We start from the raw sequence: 23,756 nt of genomic DNA, 5'->3' as shown, positions 1-23,756 counted from the left end.
AAATATTGACAAAAAACAACGCCATAAACGGTTTGTTTATGGCGCTGAAAATAATTTATAGAATAAAGGTGTTAAGCAATGGCAGCACTAATGGTTTGTACCTCACGACTAACCTTTTTAACTAAACCTTGCAAAACATTACCTGGCCCAACTTCTACAAATTCAGTTGCACCATCGGCCAGCATATTCTCAACAGTTTGAGTCCAACGTACCGCACCTGTTAATTGTTTAATTAAATTTTCTTTTATCTGAGCTGGATCAGTATAAGGCTTGGCATCTACGTTTTGATAAACGGGGCATATTGGCGCCGAGATAGCTGTAGCCTCAATTGCTGCCTGCAATTCAATTTTTGCTGGCTCCATTAACGGCGAATGGAACGCACCACCTACATTTAACTTTAGGGCTCTTTTTGCACCCGCCTCTGTTAATTTAGCACAAGCCAAATCAATTCCTTCAATGCTACCAGAAATAACCAATTGGCCCGGACAGTTATAATTTGCCGGAACCACTACTGCATCAACTTCAGCACAAATTCTTTCTACTACATCATCAGCTAGGCCTAAAATAGCCGCCATAGTAGAAGGTTGCGCCTCACAAGCTTTTTGCATGGCGTTTGCACGGGCAATAACCAATTTCAGGCCGTCTTCAAAACTCAAAGCATTGGCAGCTACCAATGATGAAAATTCGCCTAAAGAATGACCAGCAACCATATCAGGTTTGAAATCATCACCTAAAACCTTTGCCAAAATAACCGAGTGTAAGAAAATTGCTGGCTGGGTTACATTGGTTTGTTTCAATTCCTCATCTGTTCCACCGAACATGATATCGCTAATGCGGAAACCGATAATTTCGTTTGCTTTTTCAAATAATGCTGCAGCCTGTGGGTTTTCATAAAGATCTTTACCCATGCCTACAAATTGTGCTCCTTGTCCAGGAAAAATATATGCTTTCATACCTCTTAATCCCCTAAAGGGGAAATTAAAATGTTTATAAATTATTTATAACGCTCCCTGCTCCCCTTTAGGGGCCGGGGGTTTAATCTAAACTTGCCGTAATTAATCTTAAAAATTCAGCCCTGGTTTTATCATTGCTTAAAAAACTACCTGTAAAAGCTGAAGTGGTGGTTACAGAATTTTGTTTTTGTACGCCACGCATCGCCATACAAAGGTGTTTACATTCGATTACAACTGCAACGCCCTTCGGATTTAAAGTATTTTGAATGCAATCTCTGATTTCATTTGTTAAACGCTCCTGCACTTGTAAACGGCGAGCAAACGCATCAACCACTCTCGGGATTTTGCTTAACCCAACAATATGTCCGTTTGGAATGTAAGCAATGTGAGCTTTTCCAAAGAAAGGCAACATGTGGTGTTCGCACATTGAATACACTTCAATGTCTTTAACCACAACCATTTGGCTATAATCTTCTTCAAACATTGCCGATTTCAGAATCTCATCCGGCTTTAAATCATAACCATGAGTTAGATATTGAAGTGCTTTAGCCACTCGCTCAGGCGTTTTTAACAAACCTTCACGCTCCGGGTTTTCACCTAGTTGACCAAGAATATCTTTGTAATGTGTAGCGACAGCTTCGATTTTCTCGTCGTTATAACGGTCTATTTTTACATAGCCATCAATCGATTCGTCTTTTAATACGTTTTTAGTGCTCATTAATTTAGATGGTTTTAACCAAAGTATTCAACAAAATTATTTTCAGTTTCGTAAATTTTTACACAATGTAAAATCGCTCCGCTTTCTGCAATCGGCGCTTCCAATTGCTTCCAAATTTCGATAGCTAAATTTTCTGTAGAAGCCAGTTTTCCTTTCATAAAATCTACATCAAGATTTAAGTTTTTATGGTCAACTTTATCAACTACATAAATATTCATTACATCCTTAAGCCACTTCAAATCCACAAGAAAACCCGTTTCTGGATTTACTTCGCCCTTAACCGTTACATATAACCAATAGTTATGACCATGCCAATTTGGGTTGGCGCATTTACCATAAACTTCGGCATTTTTATCATCATCCCAATCAGGTCTGGCAAGTTTGTGTGCCGCATTAAATGATGCTTTTCTCGTTATATAAATCATTACAATAAAATAAAAGGTCAAATATACTGATAAAGCTTTAAGCCAAAGGGCCAAAGCTTAAAGAAAGACATTTTAATGAAAAGAATGCCTTAAATTTACCTCATGAAAACTCTTGTAGTAGCCGCTACCAAAGCCGAGGTTACATTTTTTTATCAGCATTTCAATTTGCCCGAAGGGGATTTTATCGAAAGTAAAAACTTCGATTTATTGATAACGGGAGTTGGGATGGTTGCTACCGCTTTTTCTTTAGGACAGTTTTTAAATGCCAACAAATACCGTTTAGTTTTGAATGTGGGCATTGCTGGCTGTTTTGATCGGAATGTGGAGTTAGGGAGTGTTTTAAATGTGACCGAAGACATTTTCGCTGAACTTGGAGCCGAAAATGGAGATGAATTTTTAACAATCACCGACCTCGGTTTCGGCGAAAATCATTTTAAATCGAGGTATAAAAAAAATATTGATTTACCACCAGTAACCGGAATTACCGTAAACTGTGTTACCGGAAATGAAAGAAGCATTAAAAACCTTAAAAGGAGGCTTAATCCAACCACCGAAAGCATGGAGGGTGCGGCAGTTTTCTATGCCTGTAAACAAGAAATTATTGATTGTTTGCAAGTGAGAAGTGTATCAAATTATGTAGAACCCCGAAACAAAGACAACTGGAAAATGGGTTTAGCTATTAAAAACTTAAATGATTGGCTTATTTCTTTTATATCAGAAATGAACTGATTATGACGGATTAGTTTTTTGCAGTAGTTAATTTTGAAAACATGAAGCTTACACTTGGTTTTTCGCCCTGCCCAAACGATACATTTATCTTCGATGCGCTAATCCACCATAAAATTGATACCGAAGGTTTAGAATTTGAAGTAACCTATGATGATGTGGAAACGCTTAACCAGAAGGCGTTGAAAGGACAGCTCGACATCACTAAATTAAGTTTTCATGCTTTTGCTTATGTGGCTAATCAATATGCTTTATTGGATGCCGGTAGCGCTTTGGGCTTTGGTGTTGGACCGCTTTTAATTAGTAAAAATCCTTTCGATGAAAATGATTCTCGGCTTCAAATGCCGAATTCGGAGTTAAGAATTGGAATTCCTGGAAAGTACACCACTGCGAACTTCTTGCTTGGAATTGCCTATCCGCAATTGCAAAATAAGCAGGAAATGGTATTCTCTGAAATTGAATCAGCTTTGCTGGAAGACAAAATAGATTTGGGTTTGATTATCCATGAAAACAGATTTACCTACCAAGATAAAGGCTTGAATAAAATTGTTGATTTGGGTGATTATTGGGAAAAACTGACAGGCTGCGCTATTCCTTTAGGCGGCATTGTAATCAACAGAAATCTGGATAGAGAGGTTCAGCTTAAGGTAAACCGCTTGATTCGTCAATCGGTAGAATTTGCATTTGCCCATCCTAAATCGGGCATCGATTTTATCCGAGAACATGCGCAAGCTATGGATGAAGCCGTGATGTACAAACACATTGAGCTTTACGTAAACAAATACAGCATAAATTTGGGTGAAGAAGGGAGAAAAGCGGTTGATACTCTTTTTAAGTTAGCACAAGAAAGAAACATCATTCCGCCAATTCAACAAAATTTGTATTTGTAAACTGGTCAAAGCAATATTCCAATCACTTTTTATGCTAGTAGTTGGTGTCCACACCGACCATTGAAAATTGGGCAATAAAACTAGAGAATCTTCTGCATAGATTTCGGTTGGTGAGACACCAACCGACAGGTAAAAGCCATTTCAGCAACCAAGACATTTATGCTGGTAGTTGGTGTCCACACCGACCACATTAGAGAATTACAACAATCCAACGTTTGAACGCTTTACCTAGCTCACCAACAATTTATAGCCCTTGCCATGAACGTTAATAATCTCAACGCTCGAATCTCCCCGAAGGTATTTACGTAATTTGCTCAAAAACACATCCATACTTCGTCCATTGAAGTAGTTATCGTCGTGCCAAATGCTTAATAATGCCTCTTCTCTGGTTAAAACTGTATTTTTTTTCAAGCAAAGCAAACGGAGTAACTCTGCTTCTTTGGTAGAAAGTTTCTGCTGCTGATCGCCGTTTGTAATGATTTGAGTAGTATAATCGAAAATATAACTTCCAATATTAAACTGTGTTTCAGGTGCCTCTTCTGCCCCATCGCTTTTGCTCGATATGCGTTTAAACATCGCATTGATACGCAGTAATAGTTCTTCTATACGAAAAGGTTTGGTGATATAATCATCTCCACCTAAATCGTAAGCGGCAGATTTATCTTCCAGCATGGTTTTTGCCGTTGCAAAAATGATAGGCACTTGTGCATTCACTTTGCGAATGTCTTTACCCAAAGTAAATCCATCTTTTTTAGGCATCATCACATCTAAAATACACAGGTCGAAGTTTTGTTTATTAAAAGCCCGCAAACCTTCTTCTCCGTCTGTACAAAGCACCACATCAAATTTGCCCTTTAGCTGCAAATAATCTTGTAGTAATAAACCTAAATTTGGATCGTCTTCTACCAGAAGTATTTTTTTCATTTTCGTTATTTTATTGACATAGGTAGCATTCTACCGTAAATGTTTGATTCTGTACTTGGACAACGGTTTATTTGTTAATTTATCCGCTATAATAACTCCAGTTTAAACGCAGTTACACAAAGTATCGACCAATGCCGTTTTTTCTGCCGATGTTTAGCTTTGATATAAAGGTAACGATATTTCGAACTTTGTTCCTTTATCTTTTTCGCTACTCACTTTGATGCTGCCATTAACCTGTTTTATAATATCCTGAACATAATTTAAGCCAAGACCGAATCCCTTAACATCATGCAAGTTACCAGTTGGCACCCTGTAAAACTGATCAAAGATTCGTTTAGATTGTTCTTTGGTCATTCCGATGCCTTTATCAGCAATTTCTATGATCAATTTATTATTGGCATTTCTGGTTGTGATTGTAATTTCCGGTGTTTCGGAGCTATATTTATTGGCATTATCAATTAGGTTATAAAGCACATTTGATAAATGAAGTTCATCGCCAAAAACGGTAGATTTTTCGGCATCTGTGTGGATATCCAAAATCGCATTTCTTTTTTGCAATTGAAGACTCATGCTGTCCAGAACAATTACAATCAAATCGTTCATATCCACTTCGGTGTTCTCCATTTTCAGCTCTCCTTTTTCTAACCGGGCGATACTCAAAACACGTTCGATATGGCTGCCCAAACGAACGTTTTCATCGTAAATAATATTAGCCAGGCGTTTCAATCGGGTTTTATCTTCAGTAACTTCCGGATCTTTTAGTGCCTCACTTGCAATCATAATGGTTGCAACCGGAGTTTTAAATTCATGCGTCATGTTATTAATGAAGTCGGTTTTCATTTCAGAAATTTTCTTCTGCCTTAAAATGGCATAAAGCGTATAAGAGAAAATAAAAACCAGCACCAGTAATAAACCTACAGATGTAGCAAGGGTAAAACTTAAGTTGGCCAAAATTGCCGAGTTTTTATTTGGGAAAGTGACAATTAAAGTACCGGGATCGCGGAATAAATCGTTTCCAAAAAGAGGCGTTTTATAGGTGTTTTCAGGTAGAAACTCTCCTTTAGCGTTCGAGGCTTCGATAAACAAAACCGAATCTTTTTTGGCCAACGAAACTTTATAATAGGGTTTTTGAGTAATATTATGTGTTAACAATTCAGCTTTTAAAACATCGCCCAACGCCTCGAAGTTTATACGTTTATAGATAGGAATGTTCGATTCTTCCAGTTCTTTGGAAACATCTTCTACTAAACTCATTCTAGAATAAGGCAAAGTATCCTTTCCCAAAGCAGCAATTTTTACTTCCAGCTTTTTCCTGGCGATTTCATCCTCACGTTTAAATTTTTTCTCCAGTTCATCAGAAACCTTTGGTACACTTACGGTAAGTGGCTTGGCATTTATAGGATCATAAACCAAATAACGTAAAGTATCTGGCAAGCTTTGCAAACTTTTAAATTCGAATGTTTTAGGTGCTGGAGCATAGGGCTTAGTTCGCATGCTATAGCCTTTTAAAATTAAGCTTCGCATATCCACAAAAGCGTCCATCTGTAAATCAAGGCTCTTTCCGTTCAGAGAGGATAAGGATACAAAGTCGCGTTCAGATATTACATTTGGCGCACGAAAAGATGCCCTAATAATACTATCCTGTTGATTTAGATAATTTTCGATTAAATTTTCGCGTTCGGCAAATCTCAATTCCGATTCCTGAACATATTGCTGCCTTAAATCTTTAATATCCAGCGCCCTTTGTCGAGCATCCTGAATACGCTTTAATTTGTTTTCGGCGTCTTTCCTGTTGATGTGGTTGGCCACATTTAGTCGTTCTACCTTTTTAACTACAGTAGCTAAAGTTTGATTTACCTGTTCGTCAAACAGTTGAGATTTTAGGTTATAGGCTTCCTTGATGTAATACAACTGCATCACAAAAACGCCCAGCAAAGCCAACGTCATCAGCACCGTAATAAACCAAAAACTCCTTTTTTTCATTGATGTGATTTGTGCCGAAAAGTGTTTGTATGAACACTTTATAACCTAATAGCAAACAAAAATACTCAATAGCTAAGTTACCAGAATGTTTTTAACATATTTTAACACGGCTTATTGAGCTGGAAATGAAGATTTAAGCTTAAGTAAATGCCACAAAAAATGCCGAGGCAAAAGCCTCGGCATGGTTCAAAATTGTTTGCTTAAAAAGATTCTTTATTTATTTCTTGCCAAATATTTCTACTTTAGGTAAAAACTAAAAAACGCAACCATTTTAGGTCATTAATAAATCCTTTTAACCTCTTCTATCAGAATCTTTTTATTTGGGTTATTTATCCATTTAAGAAACTCTTCCTCAGCCATTTCAGCTAACTTCTTGCTTGTGTAGAAATGTAGAGATATTAGCAAAGCTTGCTTACCTTCTGCAGGTTGAGCTACTCGACCTTTCCTACTTTCGAAATTTTTATTAATAAGGTTGACGAGGTAGTCTGTTCCTCTCTTTATAGATCTCTGATGCAAGGTTTTAAAAAATGGATTATAAAAAGATTTGTCGGCCTTCATAATACTAGATGATAATTCTGAATTATCAAGACCTCTCAAAAACCCAGAAAATACAACAGACTCTTTATATTGAGCAATCCATTCTTGTTTATTATCGTTGCCTTGAGAAAATGATGAAAAAGCAATGGCTAATAAAATGTAAAATATTAAAATGTATTTCATATCGTTAATATAGTTTCCATAAAGTTATTTTATTTACACCACCTTTTGCATCAAAATAATAGTGAGTCATTTCAGGATATGTATGAATACCTGCGTGACCAGAGGCTCCAAAATATGCAAAACCTGGATAATTCGGAAGCATTATATAGATACCTTTTGAGCCTGCCATAGCATTAGCAAATCCCGCCCCATGGGGTCCTGAGTCTGATCCATTCAATATAATGCTATTGAAGGGCGTAGGTGGGAATGCTTTTGTCATCCAAGCATACAAGGACGCTGCAGATAGAAAATAATTTTTACCATCGCCTCCTTTATATGTACCAGAAACTTCTGGAATGGCTACACCTGAATAATTTAAAGCCCTAGATACACGTAGAGCACAAGCATTGCTATAAGTATTGTCATTGTCGCTATTATTATCATTGAGACTAGCATCTCTTAGCGTTTTTGGAGTTCCACCTACTAAATTAAAGACACTTGCAGCATCCAATTCAAATCCCGTAGAATTTTTAGGATAAGCTAGGTAAAAATCTGTATAACTAGTCAATACTTTATGCGCTATGATGAGATTTGGATCGTTCCAATAGCTTATGTCAAAATCATTAAGACCATCAGAACCGTCTGCCGTTTTATAGAAAAATCGATTTTTAAATGTTTCTAAACTTACAGTTGGATTCTCCATTAAATACCACACCGCCCAATCTACAAATTCTTTAGTCTCTGTAGTTGTGCCGTTTGTTACTAGATAATCACTCAATGCAAGATAGATCTCATTATGCGTCAATAAGAAATTTTGCTTATCAACATCTGTGATACCCATCCAATTTATTATATTACTCAATATAGATGATGTAGGTATTGGCGTGACTGGTATAGGGACTGAACCAGGCCCACTACATGGCAATATCCATTCAGTACCCAGAGGAAGAGGAATAGATGGAACAACATAATTAGGATTGGGGTTACAACTCGGAGGATAGTTTCCGTTAGATGATCCGCCACCGCCAGAACCCCCGCTACCTAAACCCACTCCATAAATTCAATTGTAAACAAATAGCAGTAACACGACTTTCTATTGTAAACTTATTCCAGTATAGGACAAGCATAAAACACGTTGAAGAAGACCTATCCCTTCAGACGGGGTTTCGACACAGTTGGTACGGAGTTAGTTCGGGGTTGTGACAATTCTATCCGACTCAAGTCTGACGTAAAACTGAATAAAATTGGTGTTAAAGGTTAACTTATTGTACGCTGAATATAACTTAGTAGTTATGGGTACATGCCAAAATGTACTTCCACAAAAAATGCCGAGACAAAAGCCTCGGCATGGTTCAAAATTGTTTGCTTAAAAAGATTCTTTATTTAGAAAGGCAAATCATCATCTTCACCTGTTGTGTTGCTCACATCAACCGGAGCTGCATAAGCTGGAGTAGCTGCTGCCGGAGCGCCTGCCGCAATCGCATTGATTCTCCAAATCACCAAACTATTAAAATATGATGTTTTTCCTGTTTTATCTGTCCAAGGGCGGCCACGTAAATTAAAGAAAACCTCAACCTCATCACCCGCTTTAAATGTATCTAATAATGCAGTTTTATCTTGTAAAGCCTCAAAACGGATATATTCTGGGTATGTTGGATTTTCTGCGTATTCTACTATTAAATCACGTTTTTTAAACGTTTCACTTACCTGCTGCGTTGCACCTACTTCGTGTACTTTTCCTTTAATTTCCATAACTAATACTAATATTGTACCTTAAAGAATCAAATCTCTATAATTTTATTGATAACTTCGCATATATTATGATGCAAGTTTTCCACAATAAAAGCAAGGTAATTATTACCTGCAATAAGCGCCTTTCTCCGTATTTACAAGATGAAGTTACGGCACTGGGTTATAAAATAGAAAGAGCCTTTCCAACTGGTGTTGAGCTAAATATCAACCTTACAGAGTGTATCAAGCTAAATTTAAACTTGCGTTGCGCCAGTCAGATTTTATATGCGATTAAAAGTTTTAAGGCCATTACTCCTGATGACTTATATAATGAAATTAAGAATATTGAATGGGAAGAATTGATCGATTTTGCAGGATATTTTTCCGTAACTTCCAATGTGGATAATCCAAATATCACTACGCCATTATTTGCCAATTTAAAGGTTAAAGATGCGATTGTCGATCGCATGAAAGAGAAAAAAGGCATCCGCCCGAACTCCGGCTCTGATGCCAACAAAGCAGTAGTGCATTTGTACTGGAAAGATGCAGATGCCGACGTTTTTATGGATACCTCTGGCGAAACCTTGGCCAAACATGGTTACCGTAAAATTCCGGGGAAAGCGCCAATGCTTGAAGCCCTGGCTGCAGGAGCTATTTATGCTACCAAATGGGATAGAAAATCGCCTTTCATTAACCCGATGTGTGGTTCAGGAACATTAGCTATCGAAGCTGCATTAATTGCAACCAATCGTGCGCCTGGCTTATACCGTATGAATTATGGCTTCATGCACATTTTAGGCTATGATGAACAGGAATTTTTCACTGAAAGAAGAATTTTGAAAGATCAGGTCATTAAAAATATAGATTTAAAAATTATTGCTTCTGATATTTCGGAAGATGCCGTTGAGGTTACGCGTAGAAACGCACAGACAGCCGGTGTTGATACTTTAATCGAATTTGAGGTTTGCGATTTCGAGCTTACTCCTGTGCCAGAAGGCGGACAAGGCGTAGTCGTTTTCAATCCTGAATATGGCGAACGTTTGGGCGTTCACAGCAAATTGGAATTAACCTATAAACGCATGGGCGATTTTATGAAAACTAAATGCAAAGGTTATTCAGGCTATATTTTCACTGGAAATCCAGATTTGGCTAAAAAAATCGGATTGAAAGCTTCCCGGAAAATCGAATTCTATAATGGAAAATTAGACTGTAGAATGCTTGAATATGAGTTGTATGATGGATCACGAAGAGCTCCCTTAATTCAGACTGAAGAGGCAAATTAATTCTATATTTATTGGAGCCTGGTAGCTATTTGTGAATTGCCAGGTTTCTCTTCTATCCCCTCAATTTACATTAATCAACAAAAAATTTATCCCAAAGGCTACTGTAAATGCTGTAGCGTTTCGCTATTATACACTTCTGCTCCCTTATATTCAACGCTTGATTTTGTAATGGCCTAATTCATCAATGCCTTACCTTATTTGAGGTTTTCGCCAAAGGTTTTATTAGTCTTATGTGATGTCAATAAACAATCAAGGCTTAACTACAATACCTTTCCCCATCACGTTGACCATGAATGGCAACAAAGAATTCATTAAACTTTTAAGTTATTGGCTTGTTAGTACATAGTTATGTTTCTCGGTATTTGCGTGATTCAATTATTTGAAGAAGAATAATTCCTATAAAATCTAAGCCGTTCAGAATTTCGTAAATAATTCAAACATTAAAAAAATTATCCCTTTTTTATGGAAGATGTATTAGCTTTAAAGACAAAGAATGTTGCTGGGAATATCAGAAAAATTAGAGAATACAGAGATTATACTCAGGATTATTTGGCAGCAAAATTAAAAATTTCTCAAAACGCCTACAGTAAAATTGAGTTAGGTTATAGTAAATTGACTGTTGATCGTTTATTTCAGATCTCTACAATTCTAGAAGTTGAGGTAACTCACTTACTTACTTTAAATCACAATGATTTAATAAAAATTATTGCTGAAGATGAGAGCAGAACAGCAGCGGTAAGTTAAAAACTTCCGCTGTTGAAATCATTTCTGCCCGCCTGCATAAATTTCCAATATCTTTGAGAAAAATTCTTTTTATGCATTCATCCATTCAAAAAACCATCGATTTTGTTAAGAAAACATTAGCTAATGCCGAAGCAGGGCACGATTGGTTTCATATAGAGCGGGTTTATAAAACTGCTCAAAATATCAACAAAAAAGAAAATGGCGATGAGTTAGTGGTAGCTTTTGCCGCACTCCTTCATGATATTGCAGATCCAAAGTTTAATGATGGTGATGAAACGCTGGGACCAAAAATGGCTGCAGCATTCCTAAAATCCATTCATGTCGATCAGGCCGTTATTGATCATGTAAAATTGATTATTGAAAATATGTCGTTCAAAAATAGCTTTGACCAAAAGGCATTTACCTCCAAAGAAATGCAAATTGTTCAGGATGCTGATAGATTAGACGCAATCGGAGCCATTGGAATTGCAAGAGCATTTACTTATGGAGGTTTTAAAAATCGCGTGCTTTATGATCCTGCTATCAAACCTGAACAACATTTATCAAAAGAAACCTATAAAAATACAACCGCTCCTACCATTAATCATTTTTACGAGAAACTACTGTTGTTAAAAGATTTGATGAATACCGCAGCAGGGAAAACTATTGCAGAGGAACGCCACCAGTTTATGCTACTTTACTTAGCACATTTTTACAGCGAGTGGGAAGGCAACTAGCCTTTTGATTTAAATACCGTCAAATTACTTATATTTCAGTATTGGATAGAAAGACATTCTGCGATAACTTAGTAAAAGTATATGTAATGAATGTCTTTCAACTTCAATATCATAAGAGCAGCGTGCTTGTTGCTACACTTGCTGGCGTACCCACAATCGGTGCCCTATTAATGTTTATTATGCTCTACCATTTGCCAATTAACACCTCTTTTTGGCTTATTTCTATGCTCATCACCACTTTCTTATTAATCATGATTTTGGTTTTACGATGGATAATAAAAACACAGATTTTTGTTCCATGTACCGTAAGTATAGAGCAAGAGCAGATGAAGCTGGAGATTACTGAAAACAACTTATTCTATAACAAAAGAAATTTTTCAGCGCTATGGGAAAATATTTTATCCATCGAAGAAAAGTTTAGTATTCAGCATGGGAATTACTCTTATACTGTAATTTTTACTGCCCCCTACTTTAAAGCAAATTTTAGTATGAAAGAGCATTATGAAGATGAGGCGGAGAACTTTTTCAGCCTATTGCGTTCTTATCAGGAAAATAAAAAAATCTCCAACATTCATCAGCAAAAGCAAATTACCAAAGATTTTCACGATCGCTTGGCGAGCAACTAATATTCTCCAAAAGAGTAAATTTTTACTAATATTTTTAGTTTTTAAAACTATATTTGTTAGTAAAAAATTTACTATGTCATTCGATCGGATTCGTGAAAAGTTAAATATTCTTGCTGATGCTGCTAAATATGATGTGTCTTGTTCATCTAGTGGTGGCACCAGAAAAAACAATAATAAAGGACTAGGCGATAGTCATTCGTCAGGCATATGCCATACCTATACGGAAGACGGCCGGTGTGTTTCATTACTTAAAATTTTGTTAACCAACCATTGCATTTACGATTGTCTTTTTTGTGTATCGCGGAAAAGTAACGATGTAAAACGTGCTGCATTTACTGTAGATGAAGTAGTGGAACTCACCATGAATTTTTATCGCCGCAATTATATAGAAGGTCTTTTTTTAAGTTCAGGGATTTTTAAGAATGCAGATTTTACGATGGAACGTTTGCTTTTGGTTTGCAAGAAACTCCGGTTAGAGCAAAATTACAATGGTTACATTCATTTGAAAACTATTCCTGGTGCTAGCGATGAACTCATTAAAGAAGCAGGTTTATATGCAGATAGGATGAGTATAAACCTTGAAATGCCCACTGAGGCAGGTTTAAAACTTTTAGCTCCAGAGAAAAGCCATGCCGATGTGATTAAGCCTTTGGATTTTGTACAGAAAAACATCGCTCAATTTTCTGCCGATAAAAAGTTAATCAAACATGTTCCAAAATTTGTTCCGGCAGGGCAAAGTACTCAAATGGTAATTGGAGCAACGCCAGAAAGCGACAAAGATATTATGTATACGGCCAATACATTTTATAAAAATTTTTCGCTAAAAAGGGTTTATTATTCTGGCTATGTACCTATTAGTGATGACACCCGAATGCCAGTACTTGGCACTCAACCTCCCCTTTTAAGAGAAAACAGGCTGTATCAGACTGATTGGCTAATGCGATTTTATGGTTTCAAAGTACAGGAAATATTAAACGATGCCAATCCAAATCTGGATATTGATATTGACCCAAAACTTAGCTGGGCGATCAGAAATATGCAGCATTTTCCAGTTGACATCAACAAGGCTGACTATAAAATGATTTTGCGCATCCCCGGCATCGGTGTGATGTCGGCTCAGAAAATAGTACAAGCAAGGAAGTTTGGAAAATTGAGGATTGATCAGCTTAAAAAGATGGGCGTTGCTTATAACCGAGCGAAACATTTTATCACCTGTGTGGATACGCCTTATCAAATAAAAGATTATCAGGGTACTCAAATTAAGGCCTTTATCTTAGCCGAAAGTCAGAGCAAATATTTAAAAACCGACAGCAATCAATTGATTTTATTTTAATGATTTACGTTTTCGATGGATCCTTGCCCGGACTTTTAACTGCTGTTTTTGAATGGTTTGAACGAAAACCAGGTTTCGTTTCGTTAAAATCTATGGAGATTTTCCAGCCGGAGGCGTTTACAGAAGTAATGGTTATAGATACCAATGCCGAGAAAGCAGATCGCGTTTGGGCTGGACTTCAGAAAAAAATTAAAAAAACCTGGTTGCGTAATTTCTATTGCAGTTATTTATCAGAAATTCCTGAGGCCTATCAACACCTGTTTCAATTTACTATTTATATATTTCAAAATCCGGTTGGCGCCGAAACGAATTATGGTAATGAGCATGTAATGGCACTATCTAAATATGCCAAAAGCGTTGAACGGGAGAAGCACAGAATGGAAGCTTTTATTCGCTTTCAAAAAACTGGCGATGGCATGTTTTACGCCTCCATTGATCCAGATTTTAATGTGCTTCCATTAATTAATAACCATTTTAAAAATAGATATGCCGATCAGCAATGGATTATTTACGATTTAAAAAGAAAATATGGCCTTCATTATGATTTAAACACTGTTGAAGAAATCATCATCGATTTTACAACAGAAGCAAATAAGAAAAATCCCCCGACAATATTGATGGATGAAAAGGAGGAGCTTTACTCCCTTCTTTGGAAAGATTACTTTAAAAGCGCCAATATTGTAGCCCGCAAAAACACAAAACTTCATGTTAAACATGTGCCGAAAAGATATTGGAAATATTTAACCGAAAAGCAATTGGGTTAAAATATTTCATTAATTTGGTAATAAAAAACTAAAATGTCTTTAAGATACGTCCTGATTCTTTTGCTCTCACTTCCCATAAGTAGTGCTATTGCTCAAATCGCAGGCAAGTTTGTCTATTCTGCCGGAGTAGATGCCGGAAGCAGAACACTAACATTCAAGGGTTCAAATTTTTCCGATCAATATACAGGGCATGTGAGCGAAAAATATGGTCAAGGCAGCTTCTCGTTAAAAAACAATGAGTTATATTTAAATTATCATGCCTTAAATGATAAGGATTCATCAGCTTATAAAATTTCTGCCCAAAATGACCCCTCTAATTTAACACGGCTCTACGTTCAAATATTTGACAACAAAACACCTGTTAATGGTGCTTGGGTGGCCATGAGAGATAAAAACTTCGAAATATTATTTTCTGTTACGACATTGGAAAATGGAACTGCATCGCTAACCATCAGAAAACTGCTCGACATACACTACATTACGTTTGATTTCATTGGATTTAATTCGGTTACCATTCCATTTGATCGGCTTAAAAATCAAGCGAACGATATATTTGTTGATTTCAAGCCGCAAAAAACAATGATAATGCCGAAAAAAACAGTTGTATATAAGGTTTTAAAGTCAGACTCAAACACACTAATTCTATCCGACTCAAACAGAACTAAATTGTTATTTAAAAGCGCAAAATAGATGGTTCAAAAATGGCTTGTTAACATTCCTTTAACATAAAAAGCTTTAAATTGCACCATGAAATTAAGTGTGCTGGTTTTAATTACTGCGCTTGCCGTTGCGCTTTCCATCGGGATGGTTAACTTCTATTTTGAGCGCAGCTGGTATTATTTCGGAATATCTTTCGGCGTTTCATTTCTCTCCAGCTTTCTGGTTTTTTACTACTTACTGGAAAAATACATTTACAACAAAATCAAACTCATCTATAAACTTATCCATAACTTAAAATTGGGTAAAGATTTAAAAGATGCGCTTGGCGAATATGTAAGCTCCGATCCGATTAACGATGTAGAACAGGAAGTTAAGGAATGGGCAGGGGCTAAAAAAAGGGAAATTGATTTGCTGAAAAAACAGGAACAATTTCGACGGGAATTTTTATCAAACGTTTCTCACGAATTTAAGACGCCACTATTTGCCATCCAGGGATACATCGAAACGCTGCAAGATTGCATCGTTGACGATCCCGACATGGCTGTTAAATTCCTGAAAAAAGCTGAAAATAATGTGGAACGTTTGAGTTATCTGATTAACGATTTAGACGCCATTTCCAAACTCGAAACAGGCGAGTCACCTATAAATTATCAAAAATTTGATTTTGTTACTCTGGCGAAGGAGGTGATGGAAAATCTGGACGACCGGGCAAAAGCCAAACATATTAAACTGTTTTTCAAAGATAAATATACCGCCGTTACCCTTGTAAATGCTGATCGGGAGAAAATCAGGCAAGTGCTCATCAATCTCATTGTAAACAGCATTAAATATGGCGTAGAAAACGGGGAAACAGCCATTAAAATATTTGAACTGCATGATCAGTTTTTGATCGAAGTAACCGATAACGGCATCGGGATAGAGGAGAAACACCTCCTTCGTTTATTTGAGCGTTTCTATCGTATTGATACACACCGGGCGAGAGAAGTAGGCGGAACGGGTCTCGGTTTGGCCATTGTAAAGCATATCTTAGAAGCCCATCAGCAAACCATTTCGGTAAGAAGCACGCCAGGAATAGGAACCACTTTCGCTTTCACCCTCCAAAAAATCGGATAAGATTTGAGGCCCAAATTATTACTGGCTAAGCTGGAATTACCATTTCCAATTCTTTTGTAAACATTCAAACTAAACGTGCCAATTTGTCACTTTTAAATATATTTGTGTATTTTTGCAATCCCCAAAATCTTTTTAAAGAATGATCGATTTACAAATACCAGATAAAACGCATGACGAAGCACGACAAGGAGAAGCACTAATTTTAGATGTTCCTGTAAAAGCTAACGCACGCAAATTATATATTGAAAGCTATGGCTGTGCCATGAACTTCGCCGACAGCGAAATTGTTGCCTCCATTCTTTCAGAAACCGGATTTGAAACCACTGGCGATTATCACCAAGCTGATGTTATTTTTATAAATACATGTTCTATTCGTGAAAACGCAGAAACCAGGGTTAGAAATCGTCTTTCGCAGTTTGGGGTAGAAAAACGCCGCAATCCAAAATTAATTGTTGGTGTTTTGGGCTGTATGGCCGAGCGTTTAAAATCTAAATTTTTAGAAGAGGAGCGTTTGGTAGATGTAGTGGTTGGGCCAGATGCTTACCGTGATTTGCCAAATTTAATTGAGCAGGTAGAAAGTGGCCACAAAGCTGTTAATGTACTGTTATCTCGTGAGGAAACTTATGCAGACATTAGTCCGGTGCGCCTGAATAGCAACGGAATAACTGCCTTTATTTCCATTACCCGAGGTTGTAACAATATGTGTTCGTTTTGTGTTGTGCCTTTTACCCGTGGCCGCGAACGTAGCCGCGATGCACATTCCATTATCGAAGAAGCAAAATCATTATTTGAGGCTGGCTATCGCGAGGTAACACTTCTAGGTCAAAACGTAGATTCTTACACCTGGACTTCAGAGGATGGGACTGAAACGGTAAACTTTGCTCAACTTTTAGAACACACTGCTCTGGTAAATCCTGACTTAAGGGTTCGGTTTTCTACTTCTCACCCAAAAGATATTACTGATGAAGTACTCTACACTATTGCCAAACACGACAACATTTGCAACTATATTCACCTGCCTGTTCAATCGGGTAATACACGTGTATTGGAATTGATGAACAGAACTTACACCCGAGAATGGTACATTAATCGTATCGATGCGATTAAAAAAATTATTCCAGGTTGTGCAATTTCTACTGATATTATTGCGGGTTTCTGTACAGAAACAGAAGAAGAGCATCAGGAAACATTAAGCATGATGGATTACGTGGAGTATGACTTTGCCTACAACTTTACCTACTCGGAACGCCCAGGAACTTTAGCTGCCCGTAAGCTAGCAGACGATATTCCGGAAGAAGTAAAAAAACGCAGATTGGCAGAAATTTTAGCCAAGCAGCAGGCACACTCATTAATGCGTTTACAGGCATGGGTTGGTAAAACGATCCGGGTTTTGATCGAAGGAACTTCTAAAAAATCTGACCTGGATTACTGCGGACGCGGAGATAGCGGTGCAATGGCTATTTTTCCAGCTATTGAAGGTGTTAAACCTGGGCAATATGCAAACGTTTATATCGAAAGATGTACTTCAGCTACGCTGATTGGAAGAATTGTTTAATAGAATAAGGAACAAGGATAAAGGAACAAAGACGATGTCTAAGTACTTTATACTAACTACTAAGTACTAAATGGATACACAAAATATTAAACAACGATTTGGCATTATAGGTAATTCACCCTTGCTTAATCGTGCTATAGATATTGCAAGCCAGGTGGCGCCAACAGATATGTCGGTATTAATTACGGGCGAAAGTGGAAGCGGTAAAGAGGTTTTTTCGCAGATTATCCATCAAATGAGCGCCCGCAAACATGGCGCATTCATTGCGGTAAACTGTGGTGCCATTCCCGAAGGAACTATTGATTCAGAACTTTTTGGCCATGAGAAGGGATCGTTTACAGGAGCACACGAGGCCCGCAAAGGTTATTTCGAAGTAGCCAATGGCGGAACCATTTTTCTGGATGAAGTTGCTGAATTGCCGCTGGGTACTCAAGCCCGCTTATTAAGAATTTTAGAGAGTGGCGAATATCTTCGCGTAGGTTCATCGAAGGTACAAAAAACAGATGTTCGAATTATTGCCGCCACCAATGTTGATGTTTACAATCGCGTAAAAAACGGTAAATTCCGTGAGGATTTGTACTACCGTTTAAACACAGTGCCTTTGCGTATTCCTGCGCTTCAAGAGCGTAAAGAAGATATTTATCTTTTATTTAGAAAGTTCGCTGCCGATTTTAGTGATAAATACCGTAGTCCGGCTTTACACTTAGAACCCGATGCCGTGCAGATTTTAACCAATTACAGTTGGCCAGGAAATGTTCGCCAGCTGAAAAATATTGCAGAACAAATTTGCGTTTTAGAGAAGGATAGAAATGTAACCGGACAAGCCATTTTAAACTATATCCCAAATGAGGCCGGAAGCAACTTACCAATGGCGATTAATTCTCAATCGAAAGAAGATTTTACAGAAAGAGATATTCTGTACAAAGTGCTTTTCGATATGAAAAAAGATATGGTTGAACTCAAAAAGTTAGTGGCTGAAATTATTCAGCATGGTGGCAATACGGCAACCGTTTTAGCTGATAATCCTCAGTACATCAACCAACTTTACCGGGATGTGGAGCTCCCATCGGGGCAGGAACATGGCTTTACCATCCAACAACCTACACAAAGTAATAATAACAACGGAAGCAATAATAATAATGGCGATTATTTTGCCCACGAAGCGGAAGAAGTTGAAGAATCGTTATCACTAGTAGATAAAGAATCTGATTTGATAAAGAAAGCGTTGAAAAAACACAAAGGAAAGCGCAAGTTCGCCGCCCAAGAGTTAGGCATATCAGAAAGAACTTTATATAGAAAAATTAAAGAGTTGAACTTATAAAAGCTTAAACCAACTTAAATCTTCATTTTAATGAAAATCAAAATATTTGCCATCCTTCTCATTGCTGTTTTAAGCTCGTGCTCCTATAAGTTTAGTGGCGCATCAACCGAAGGTTTAAAAACGGTTATTGTGCGTACTTTTGAAAATAATGCGCCACTTGTTGTTCCAAATTTAAATAATCAGTTAACTGAAGCCCTAAAAACAAGAATTCGGAACCAAACAAACCTAAGTGTTTCCACTACTGAAGCTGATGCTGTTTTTGAAGGACGAATTACAGGTTACGATATTAAGCCGGTTGCATTGCAATCAAGTTCTACACCAACTGCAGGCGCTAACCGATTAACCGTAACGGTATCCATCAAGTATGTAAATAATGTAGCTGGAAAGGAAAAAGAAAGTTTTGAAGAAAGCTTTACCAAATTTTTCGATTTTCCTTTAAATGGGGCTTCCATTCAAGCTGCTTTACCAAATGCACTTGATCAGATTAACAAACAATTGACCGAAGATATTTTTAACAGAGCTTTTGCACAGTGGTAAATATCCAATTACACAGCGTAATCTTTTCTTAAAAACCGCTTACATTTTTTAACTTAGCGACAAACCTCAACAATGGATAACAAACAACTACTGGCAGATTTACTTGCTCAACCCGGAAAGGTTGGGTTAGCGCATGTGCCAATGTTGAAAGAAATGGCAGCACGGTTTCCCTATGCACAGCCGATCCACTTGTTACTGGCCAAGGCAGAAGCATCATTTGTTCCTAAAGCGGCTCTGTATACTAAAGGGCATACCTTATTCCATATATTGAATATAGTACCAATTACCGAAGCAGAAGAAGAGATCATTGGGAAAGAAATTGTTGAAGAACAATTAATTTCTGAAGAGATTAAAGATGAAAATGCAGCAGCAGCTGAGATTGCTCCACCTTCGGAAATAGAAACGCCGAAAAATTTACCTGGAATAGATAGCCATTTACTAGACTTGCCTGCGGATGAAAACAACTTTATTGAAAGCGTAGCTGCAACTGATTTCTTTGCTTTTGAACAGAAACTAAGTACTGATGTTGTTCCTGAGCCGCCACAAATCGAAACCGTTACTCCCGATGAACCGGAAATTCACCGTGTTTCTAAGTACGATGATGACCAACTTCCTTATACGTTTCTATGGTGGTTGGCCAAAACAAGAAAAGAGCACGAACAGATATTTCAGCCTTACGCACAACCACGGCCAGGTTTAGCGCACAAACAGCAGCAAACTAACCAGCAGCAAGAAAGAGCAGAATTTCAGCAGCAATATGTAGAGCACATCTTTCACATTCAAACCCCTTTCGAAGTAGCAGATCATTTAGCAGAATACCCTACACCCGAAGTTAAAGATGCAAAGGGCGCTGAAATTATTGAGAAATTTTTGAAGGAAGACCCTACAATTAAACCACCAAAGCCAGAGCAAATCGATAACGAAAACAAGGCAAAAAAGAGTGCAGAAGATAACTACGACCTCGTTTCGGAAACTTTGGCGAAAATTTACATCGAGCAAATGCTTTACCACAAAGCCATAGATACTTATAAAAAATTAAGTTTGAAATATCCAGAAAAAAGCCGTTACTTTGCCGACCTTATCCAATCTATAGAAAAGAAATTTTAAAATATAATATTACCATGGTAACCTTTTTAATCATTTTATTAATTGTTGTGTGTATAGCTTTAGGTTTATTTGTATTGATACAAAACCCTAAAGGTGGTGGTTTAGCAACGGGTGGCGGCACAAGCAACATGTTTGGCGTTCAACGTACGGGCGATGTTTTAGAAAAAGGATCGTGGGTTTTATTAGCTGCCATTGTGATTTTAACCTTAGGCATTACTACGATTACTAAAAATGGCGGTGGTGCTACAGCTGTAGGAAACTCTGCTATTCAAGAGCGTTTGGATAAAACTCCGGCTCCATCTCCACTTGGTGGATCATTAAACAACACTACTCCGGCAAAACCTGCAACAGCTGATACGACTAAAAAATAATTAATTTAATAAAGCATTTTTGAAAGCTTTCCTCCAAAGGGAAAGCTTTTTTTATTGTATAAATTTCTATTTGAATACTACAATACACAATTGAATTTTTAAAACTTATTGCTATATTCGTTTACCTCATCTCTCAAATAATCATTAATTATAAATCTAAATTAGCAAATAAGAAAAAAGCTATTAAAGCAATTGGTTCTTGTCTTATTACTCTTTATTGCTAACGCCTGCAAAAAGAGCGTTGAAACCACAATAATAGATCAACAGAAACTAGAGGAATGGTATAATAAGAATGTGTCTGTAAAGAATATTCCATTCAATGATCTCAAACCAATATGGAAATCAGTTACGACTAAGGAAGACGTTAATAAGATAATTGTTTACGAGGTTGAACTTTCTAACCCTAAACAGGTTTATCAAAAGCTGAGTACCAGTATTAATAATAAAGAAGCCCAATTGAGGAATAGTATTCACTTACTAATCTTTAAGGATCAAACTACGAATAAGTTTATAACCGGGTGTTATATGTCTGTATTAAATGAGGGTAAAGAAATAATAAAGTTAAACAACGTACATTATAAACAAGCTGTTGGTCTGAGTGGTAAAATTATGTTTTTTAATATGAATGGCGATTTACAGAATGGCTGGGAGTATGATAAAGGCGTTATTACAAAAAGGATTAATGGAAGCTTGGAAGGATATTATTATGGAAATAAAAATGCTTTGTCTGATTTGAAAGACCCAGCCCTAGTAGAGCGTAAAGACGTTGGGATGAACAAACTCATGATCTATATTCCGCCCGCATGTGCATTCCCACAACCTGACTATAAAACAGCCTGTGTTGGCGTTGAAGGATATATGGAGTGTTCAACATATTTTTCAGGTTACATTTGTGCTGATGGAGCAGAAAGTGGAGGTGGTGGAGGTTATGTACCCACGCCCATTGGCGGTGGAAACGAAGGTGGAGGAGGTTCACCGCAAGCGCCTAAAGTGGTTGATGTAGATCCAGATGCCAGACAATGTTTAAAAGATATCAAAGCTGCACTCGAAGGATTAGGCATGAAAAATACTGCAACAGGATCTGGGTTAATTTCAAGTGTATTGAATAAATTGAATTTAGGAACTGGTGCTAATTTCAATGCAATTATTACAGAAGAGACAATTGCTCCAGGTTCAATTGCTGAAACTACATTGATAACAAATCCTAATAGCTGGGGTACTCAAGGTTATGTATCTAAAATTAATTTTAATTCTAGTTATTTAAATAAGGCATCAGAACTTGCAACGGTAAGGACTATGATGCATGAATATTTGCATGCGTATTTTGATTGGAATATGTATTTAATCAGATCTGGACAAAAAGGTTCAGATCATGAGTTTGAAACCGCCTATACTTTGTTGTTCGATGAAAGTGGAGCTCCACTTCCTGACTCATATGGAAATGTTGCCCAGCATGAACAAATTGCTAAAACTTTTACTTCCGAAATTTCATCAATGTTAAAAAACTATGCTATTACACACAATATTCCAACACCGGCTGACCCCCTATATTTTGATAAAATGGCATGGGGTGGCCTACAGAAAACTTCTTTGCACAAATTTGCACCTGATGGTGCAATATACACCAACAGTGCTGAGCAGGGAAATGGATCATATACAATTACTACAGCCCTAAAATGTAAAAACTAATGAAATATATATATATGATTATTATAGTATTTTATAGCATTTCTTTATTTGCTCAAATTAATATTTCTAAACAGTATGTTATTGTAGATATTGATAGTACTGCTGGTAAATATTCTGGTTGTAATGCTATAATAGCTTCAGATAATAGTGGTAGGGAGATTTATGCTTTAAATGTTCGTTTCAAATTAAATCAAATTAAGCGAAGTAGGATTAATGATAATGCTGATTTCATGTTTACATTTTACATCATACCACAAAAAAAGATAGTGCTCAAGGAAGTGCTAAGTACTGATGCGTTAAAAAAAATAACAATTAATATGGATGAAATCAAAGAAAAATTGCTTTCATCTGGATATTATGATTTTTTTGATTTTCAACCGATTATAAAAAGTAAGGATAAATATTACACTTTCGAAAAATGCAAGATAGTTGGGCAAGCATTTGATTTACAAGAAGATTTGAAATATTTCCCAGAATATGGAGGGAAATCATATAAATTTAAATTAAATTTATTATCCAAACCATATACAAAAGAAAATATAGATTCATTGCGAAGAGTTATCATGAAAGACTCAACTGCTTTAAAGCCATTTGATACATGGATTGATGATTTTTACGACAAATGGTTTATATCAAATATTGATGATAAAAATAAGACGGTAGATTTTTGGATTGATTTAAAACCTATTCATGATGCAGAATATTCATTTGGCAGAATAACAACAGAAATAAAATACAAAATAGGATTAGGAATAACTGATTTTAAGATAATTCCACATTATTCAATATCGGAGGTTTTTTTTAAAGATGATTTTTATCCAGTACCCTTCCACTATAAAAAATCTTTTAATCTACAAACACTTTTAAATGATTAATTTTTAAAACCTT

Annotated in this window: 25 protein-coding genes; 17 read left to right on the top strand and 8 right to left on the bottom strand. The window is 36.8% G+C overall.

Annotated features, from left to right (window positions below; translation table 11 throughout):
* Positions 1-71: 71 nt before the first annotated feature.
* The 3 genes from fabD to ASE92_RS13950 form a co-directional block, all read right to left on the bottom strand.
* On the bottom strand, positions 72-953 hold the full coding sequence (gene fabD, locus ASE92_RS13960) for an ACP S-malonyltransferase (protein WP_056850723.1): 882 nt from the start codon (positions 951-953) through the stop codon (positions 72-74).
* A gap of 82 nt (positions 954-1,035) precedes the next feature.
* On the bottom strand, positions 1,036-1,671 hold the full coding sequence (gene folE, locus ASE92_RS13955; RefSeq protein ID WP_056850722.1) for a GTP cyclohydrolase I FolE: 636 nt from the start codon (positions 1,669-1,671) through the stop codon (positions 1,036-1,038).
* 14 nt (positions 1,672-1,685) lie between these two features.
* Complete coding sequence (locus ASE92_RS13950) at positions 1,686-2,096, bottom strand: 6-carboxytetrahydropterin synthase (protein ID WP_056850898.1); 411 nt, start codon at positions 2,094-2,096, stop codon at positions 1,686-1,688.
* A 102-nt stretch (positions 2,097-2,198) separates the two neighbouring features.
* On the opposite strand from ASE92_RS13950, the gene mqnB reads away from it, so the two are divergent.
* Together mqnB and ASE92_RS13940 are read left to right on the top strand one after the other, a co-directional pair.
* Positions 2,199-2,825: a futalosine hydrolase gene (mqnB, locus tag ASE92_RS13945; RefSeq protein WP_056850721.1), complete on the top strand. Its 627-nt coding sequence runs from the start codon at positions 2,199-2,201 to the stop codon at positions 2,823-2,825.
* Positions 2,826-2,866: 41 nt separating this feature from the next.
* On the top strand, positions 2,867-3,712 hold the full coding sequence (locus tag ASE92_RS13940; RefSeq protein WP_056850720.1) for a menaquinone biosynthesis family protein: 846 nt from the start codon (positions 2,867-2,869) through the stop codon (positions 3,710-3,712).
* Positions 3,713-3,940: 228 nt separating this feature from the next.
* Here ASE92_RS13940 and ASE92_RS13935 read toward each other — a convergent pair whose 3' ends face one another.
* From ASE92_RS13935 to ASE92_RS13915, 5 genes are all read right to left on the bottom strand, one after another.
* Positions 3,941-4,636 carry a response regulator transcription factor gene (locus ASE92_RS13935; RefSeq protein ID WP_056850719.1) on the bottom strand — a complete coding sequence of 232 codons (696 nt, stop codon included), beginning with the start codon at positions 4,634-4,636 and terminating at the stop codon, positions 3,941-3,943.
* Between the two features lie 153 nt (positions 4,637-4,789).
* Positions 4,790-6,619 carry a sensor histidine kinase KdpD gene (locus tag ASE92_RS13930; RefSeq protein WP_056850718.1) on the bottom strand — a complete coding sequence of 610 codons (1,830 nt, stop codon included), beginning with the start codon at positions 6,617-6,619 and terminating at the stop codon, positions 4,790-4,792.
* A gap of 279 nt (positions 6,620-6,898) precedes the next feature.
* On the bottom strand, positions 6,899-7,339 hold the full coding sequence (locus ASE92_RS13925; protein WP_056850717.1) for a hypothetical protein: 441 nt from the start codon (positions 7,337-7,339) through the stop codon (positions 6,899-6,901).
* Between the two features lie 4 nt (positions 7,340-7,343).
* Positions 7,344-8,159, bottom strand: a complete 816-nt coding sequence (locus ASE92_RS13920; protein WP_157255751.1) for a T6SS effector amidase Tae4 family protein — start codon at positions 8,157-8,159, stop codon at positions 7,344-7,346.
* A gap of 542 nt (positions 8,160-8,701) precedes the next feature.
* The gene (locus tag ASE92_RS13915) at positions 8,702-9,070 is read right to left on the bottom strand and encodes a DUF3127 domain-containing protein (RefSeq protein WP_056850715.1); all 369 of its coding nucleotides are present in this window, start codon (positions 9,068-9,070) and stop codon (positions 8,702-8,704) included.
* 71 nt (positions 9,071-9,141) lie between these two features.
* On the opposite strand from ASE92_RS13915, the gene ASE92_RS13910 reads away from it, so the two are divergent.
* The 15 genes from ASE92_RS13910 to ASE92_RS13840 all read left to right on the top strand — a co-directional run bounded on the left by ASE92_RS13910 (position 9,142) and on the right by ASE92_RS13840 (position 23,743).
* Positions 9,142-10,332: a class I SAM-dependent RNA methyltransferase gene (locus ASE92_RS13910; protein ID WP_056850897.1), complete on the top strand. Its 1,191-nt coding sequence runs from the start codon at positions 9,142-9,144 to the stop codon at positions 10,330-10,332.
* Positions 10,333-10,794: 462 nt separating this feature from the next.
* On the top strand, positions 10,795-11,076 hold the full coding sequence (locus ASE92_RS13905; RefSeq protein ID WP_056850714.1) for a helix-turn-helix domain-containing protein: 282 nt from the start codon (positions 10,795-10,797) through the stop codon (positions 11,074-11,076).
* Between the two features lie 71 nt (positions 11,077-11,147).
* Entirely contained in the window at positions 11,148-11,792 is a 645-nt protein-coding gene (locus ASE92_RS13900; protein ID WP_056850713.1) for an HD domain-containing protein, read from the top strand.
* 86 nt (positions 11,793-11,878) lie between these two features.
* On the top strand, positions 11,879-12,418 hold the full coding sequence (locus ASE92_RS13895; RefSeq protein WP_056850712.1) for a hypothetical protein: 540 nt from the start codon (positions 11,879-11,881) through the stop codon (positions 12,416-12,418).
* Positions 12,419-12,491: 73 nt separating this feature from the next.
* Entirely contained in the window at positions 12,492-13,751 is a 1,260-nt protein-coding gene (locus ASE92_RS13890) for a putative DNA modification/repair radical SAM protein (protein ID WP_056850711.1), read from the top strand.
* Positions 13,751-14,515 carry a TIGR03915 family putative DNA repair protein gene (locus tag ASE92_RS13885; protein ID WP_056850710.1) on the top strand — a complete coding sequence of 255 codons (765 nt, stop codon included), beginning with the start codon at positions 13,751-13,753 and terminating at the stop codon, positions 14,513-14,515. Before ASE92_RS13890 ends, ASE92_RS13885 begins: the two co-directional genes overlap by 1 nt.
* A gap of 33 nt (positions 14,516-14,548) precedes the next feature.
* Entirely contained in the window at positions 14,549-15,205 is a 657-nt protein-coding gene (locus ASE92_RS13880) for a hypothetical protein (protein WP_056850709.1), read from the top strand.
* A gap of 57 nt (positions 15,206-15,262) precedes the next feature.
* Positions 15,263-16,288, top strand: a complete 1,026-nt coding sequence (locus ASE92_RS13875) for a cell wall metabolism sensor histidine kinase WalK (protein ID WP_056850708.1) — start codon at positions 15,263-15,265, stop codon at positions 16,286-16,288.
* Positions 16,289-16,427: 139 nt separating this feature from the next.
* The gene (miaB, locus tag ASE92_RS13870; RefSeq protein WP_056850707.1) at positions 16,428-17,843 is read left to right on the top strand and encodes a tRNA (N6-isopentenyl adenosine(37)-C2)-methylthiotransferase MiaB; all 1,416 of its coding nucleotides are present in this window, start codon (positions 16,428-16,430) and stop codon (positions 17,841-17,843) included.
* Positions 17,844-17,913: 70 nt separating this feature from the next.
* The gene (locus tag ASE92_RS13865) at positions 17,914-19,164 is read left to right on the top strand and encodes a sigma-54-dependent Fis family transcriptional regulator (protein WP_056850706.1); all 1,251 of its coding nucleotides are present in this window, start codon (positions 17,914-17,916) and stop codon (positions 19,162-19,164) included.
* A gap of 30 nt (positions 19,165-19,194) precedes the next feature.
* Positions 19,195-19,701 (top strand): LptE family protein, encoded by a 507-nt coding sequence (locus ASE92_RS13860; protein ID WP_056850705.1) that lies wholly within the window; start codon positions 19,195-19,197, stop codon positions 19,699-19,701.
* A gap of 72 nt (positions 19,702-19,773) precedes the next feature.
* Positions 19,774-20,808: a hypothetical protein gene (locus ASE92_RS13855; protein WP_056850704.1), complete on the top strand. Its 1,035-nt coding sequence runs from the start codon at positions 19,774-19,776 to the stop codon at positions 20,806-20,808.
* Between the two features lie 14 nt (positions 20,809-20,822).
* Positions 20,823-21,179 carry a preprotein translocase subunit SecG gene (gene secG / locus ASE92_RS13850; protein ID WP_056850703.1) on the top strand — a complete coding sequence of 119 codons (357 nt, stop codon included), beginning with the start codon at positions 20,823-20,825 and terminating at the stop codon, positions 21,177-21,179.
* Positions 21,180-21,704: 525 nt separating this feature from the next.
* Complete coding sequence (locus ASE92_RS13845) at positions 21,705-22,868, top strand: hypothetical protein (protein WP_056850702.1); 1,164 nt, start codon at positions 21,705-21,707, stop codon at positions 22,866-22,868.
* Entirely contained in the window at positions 22,868-23,743 is an 876-nt protein-coding gene (locus ASE92_RS13840) for a hypothetical protein (protein WP_056850701.1), read from the top strand. Before ASE92_RS13845 ends, ASE92_RS13840 begins: the two co-directional genes overlap by 1 nt.
* The last annotated feature ends 13 nt before the right edge of the window (positions 23,744-23,756 follow it).

The organism is Pedobacter sp. Leaf41 (assembly GCF_001422545.1).
Lineage (GTDB): Bacteria > Bacteroidota > Bacteroidia > Sphingobacteriales > Sphingobacteriaceae > Pedobacter.
Note: the sequence above shows the minus strand (reverse complement) of the source record. Positions and strands in the feature narration are given on the sequence as shown.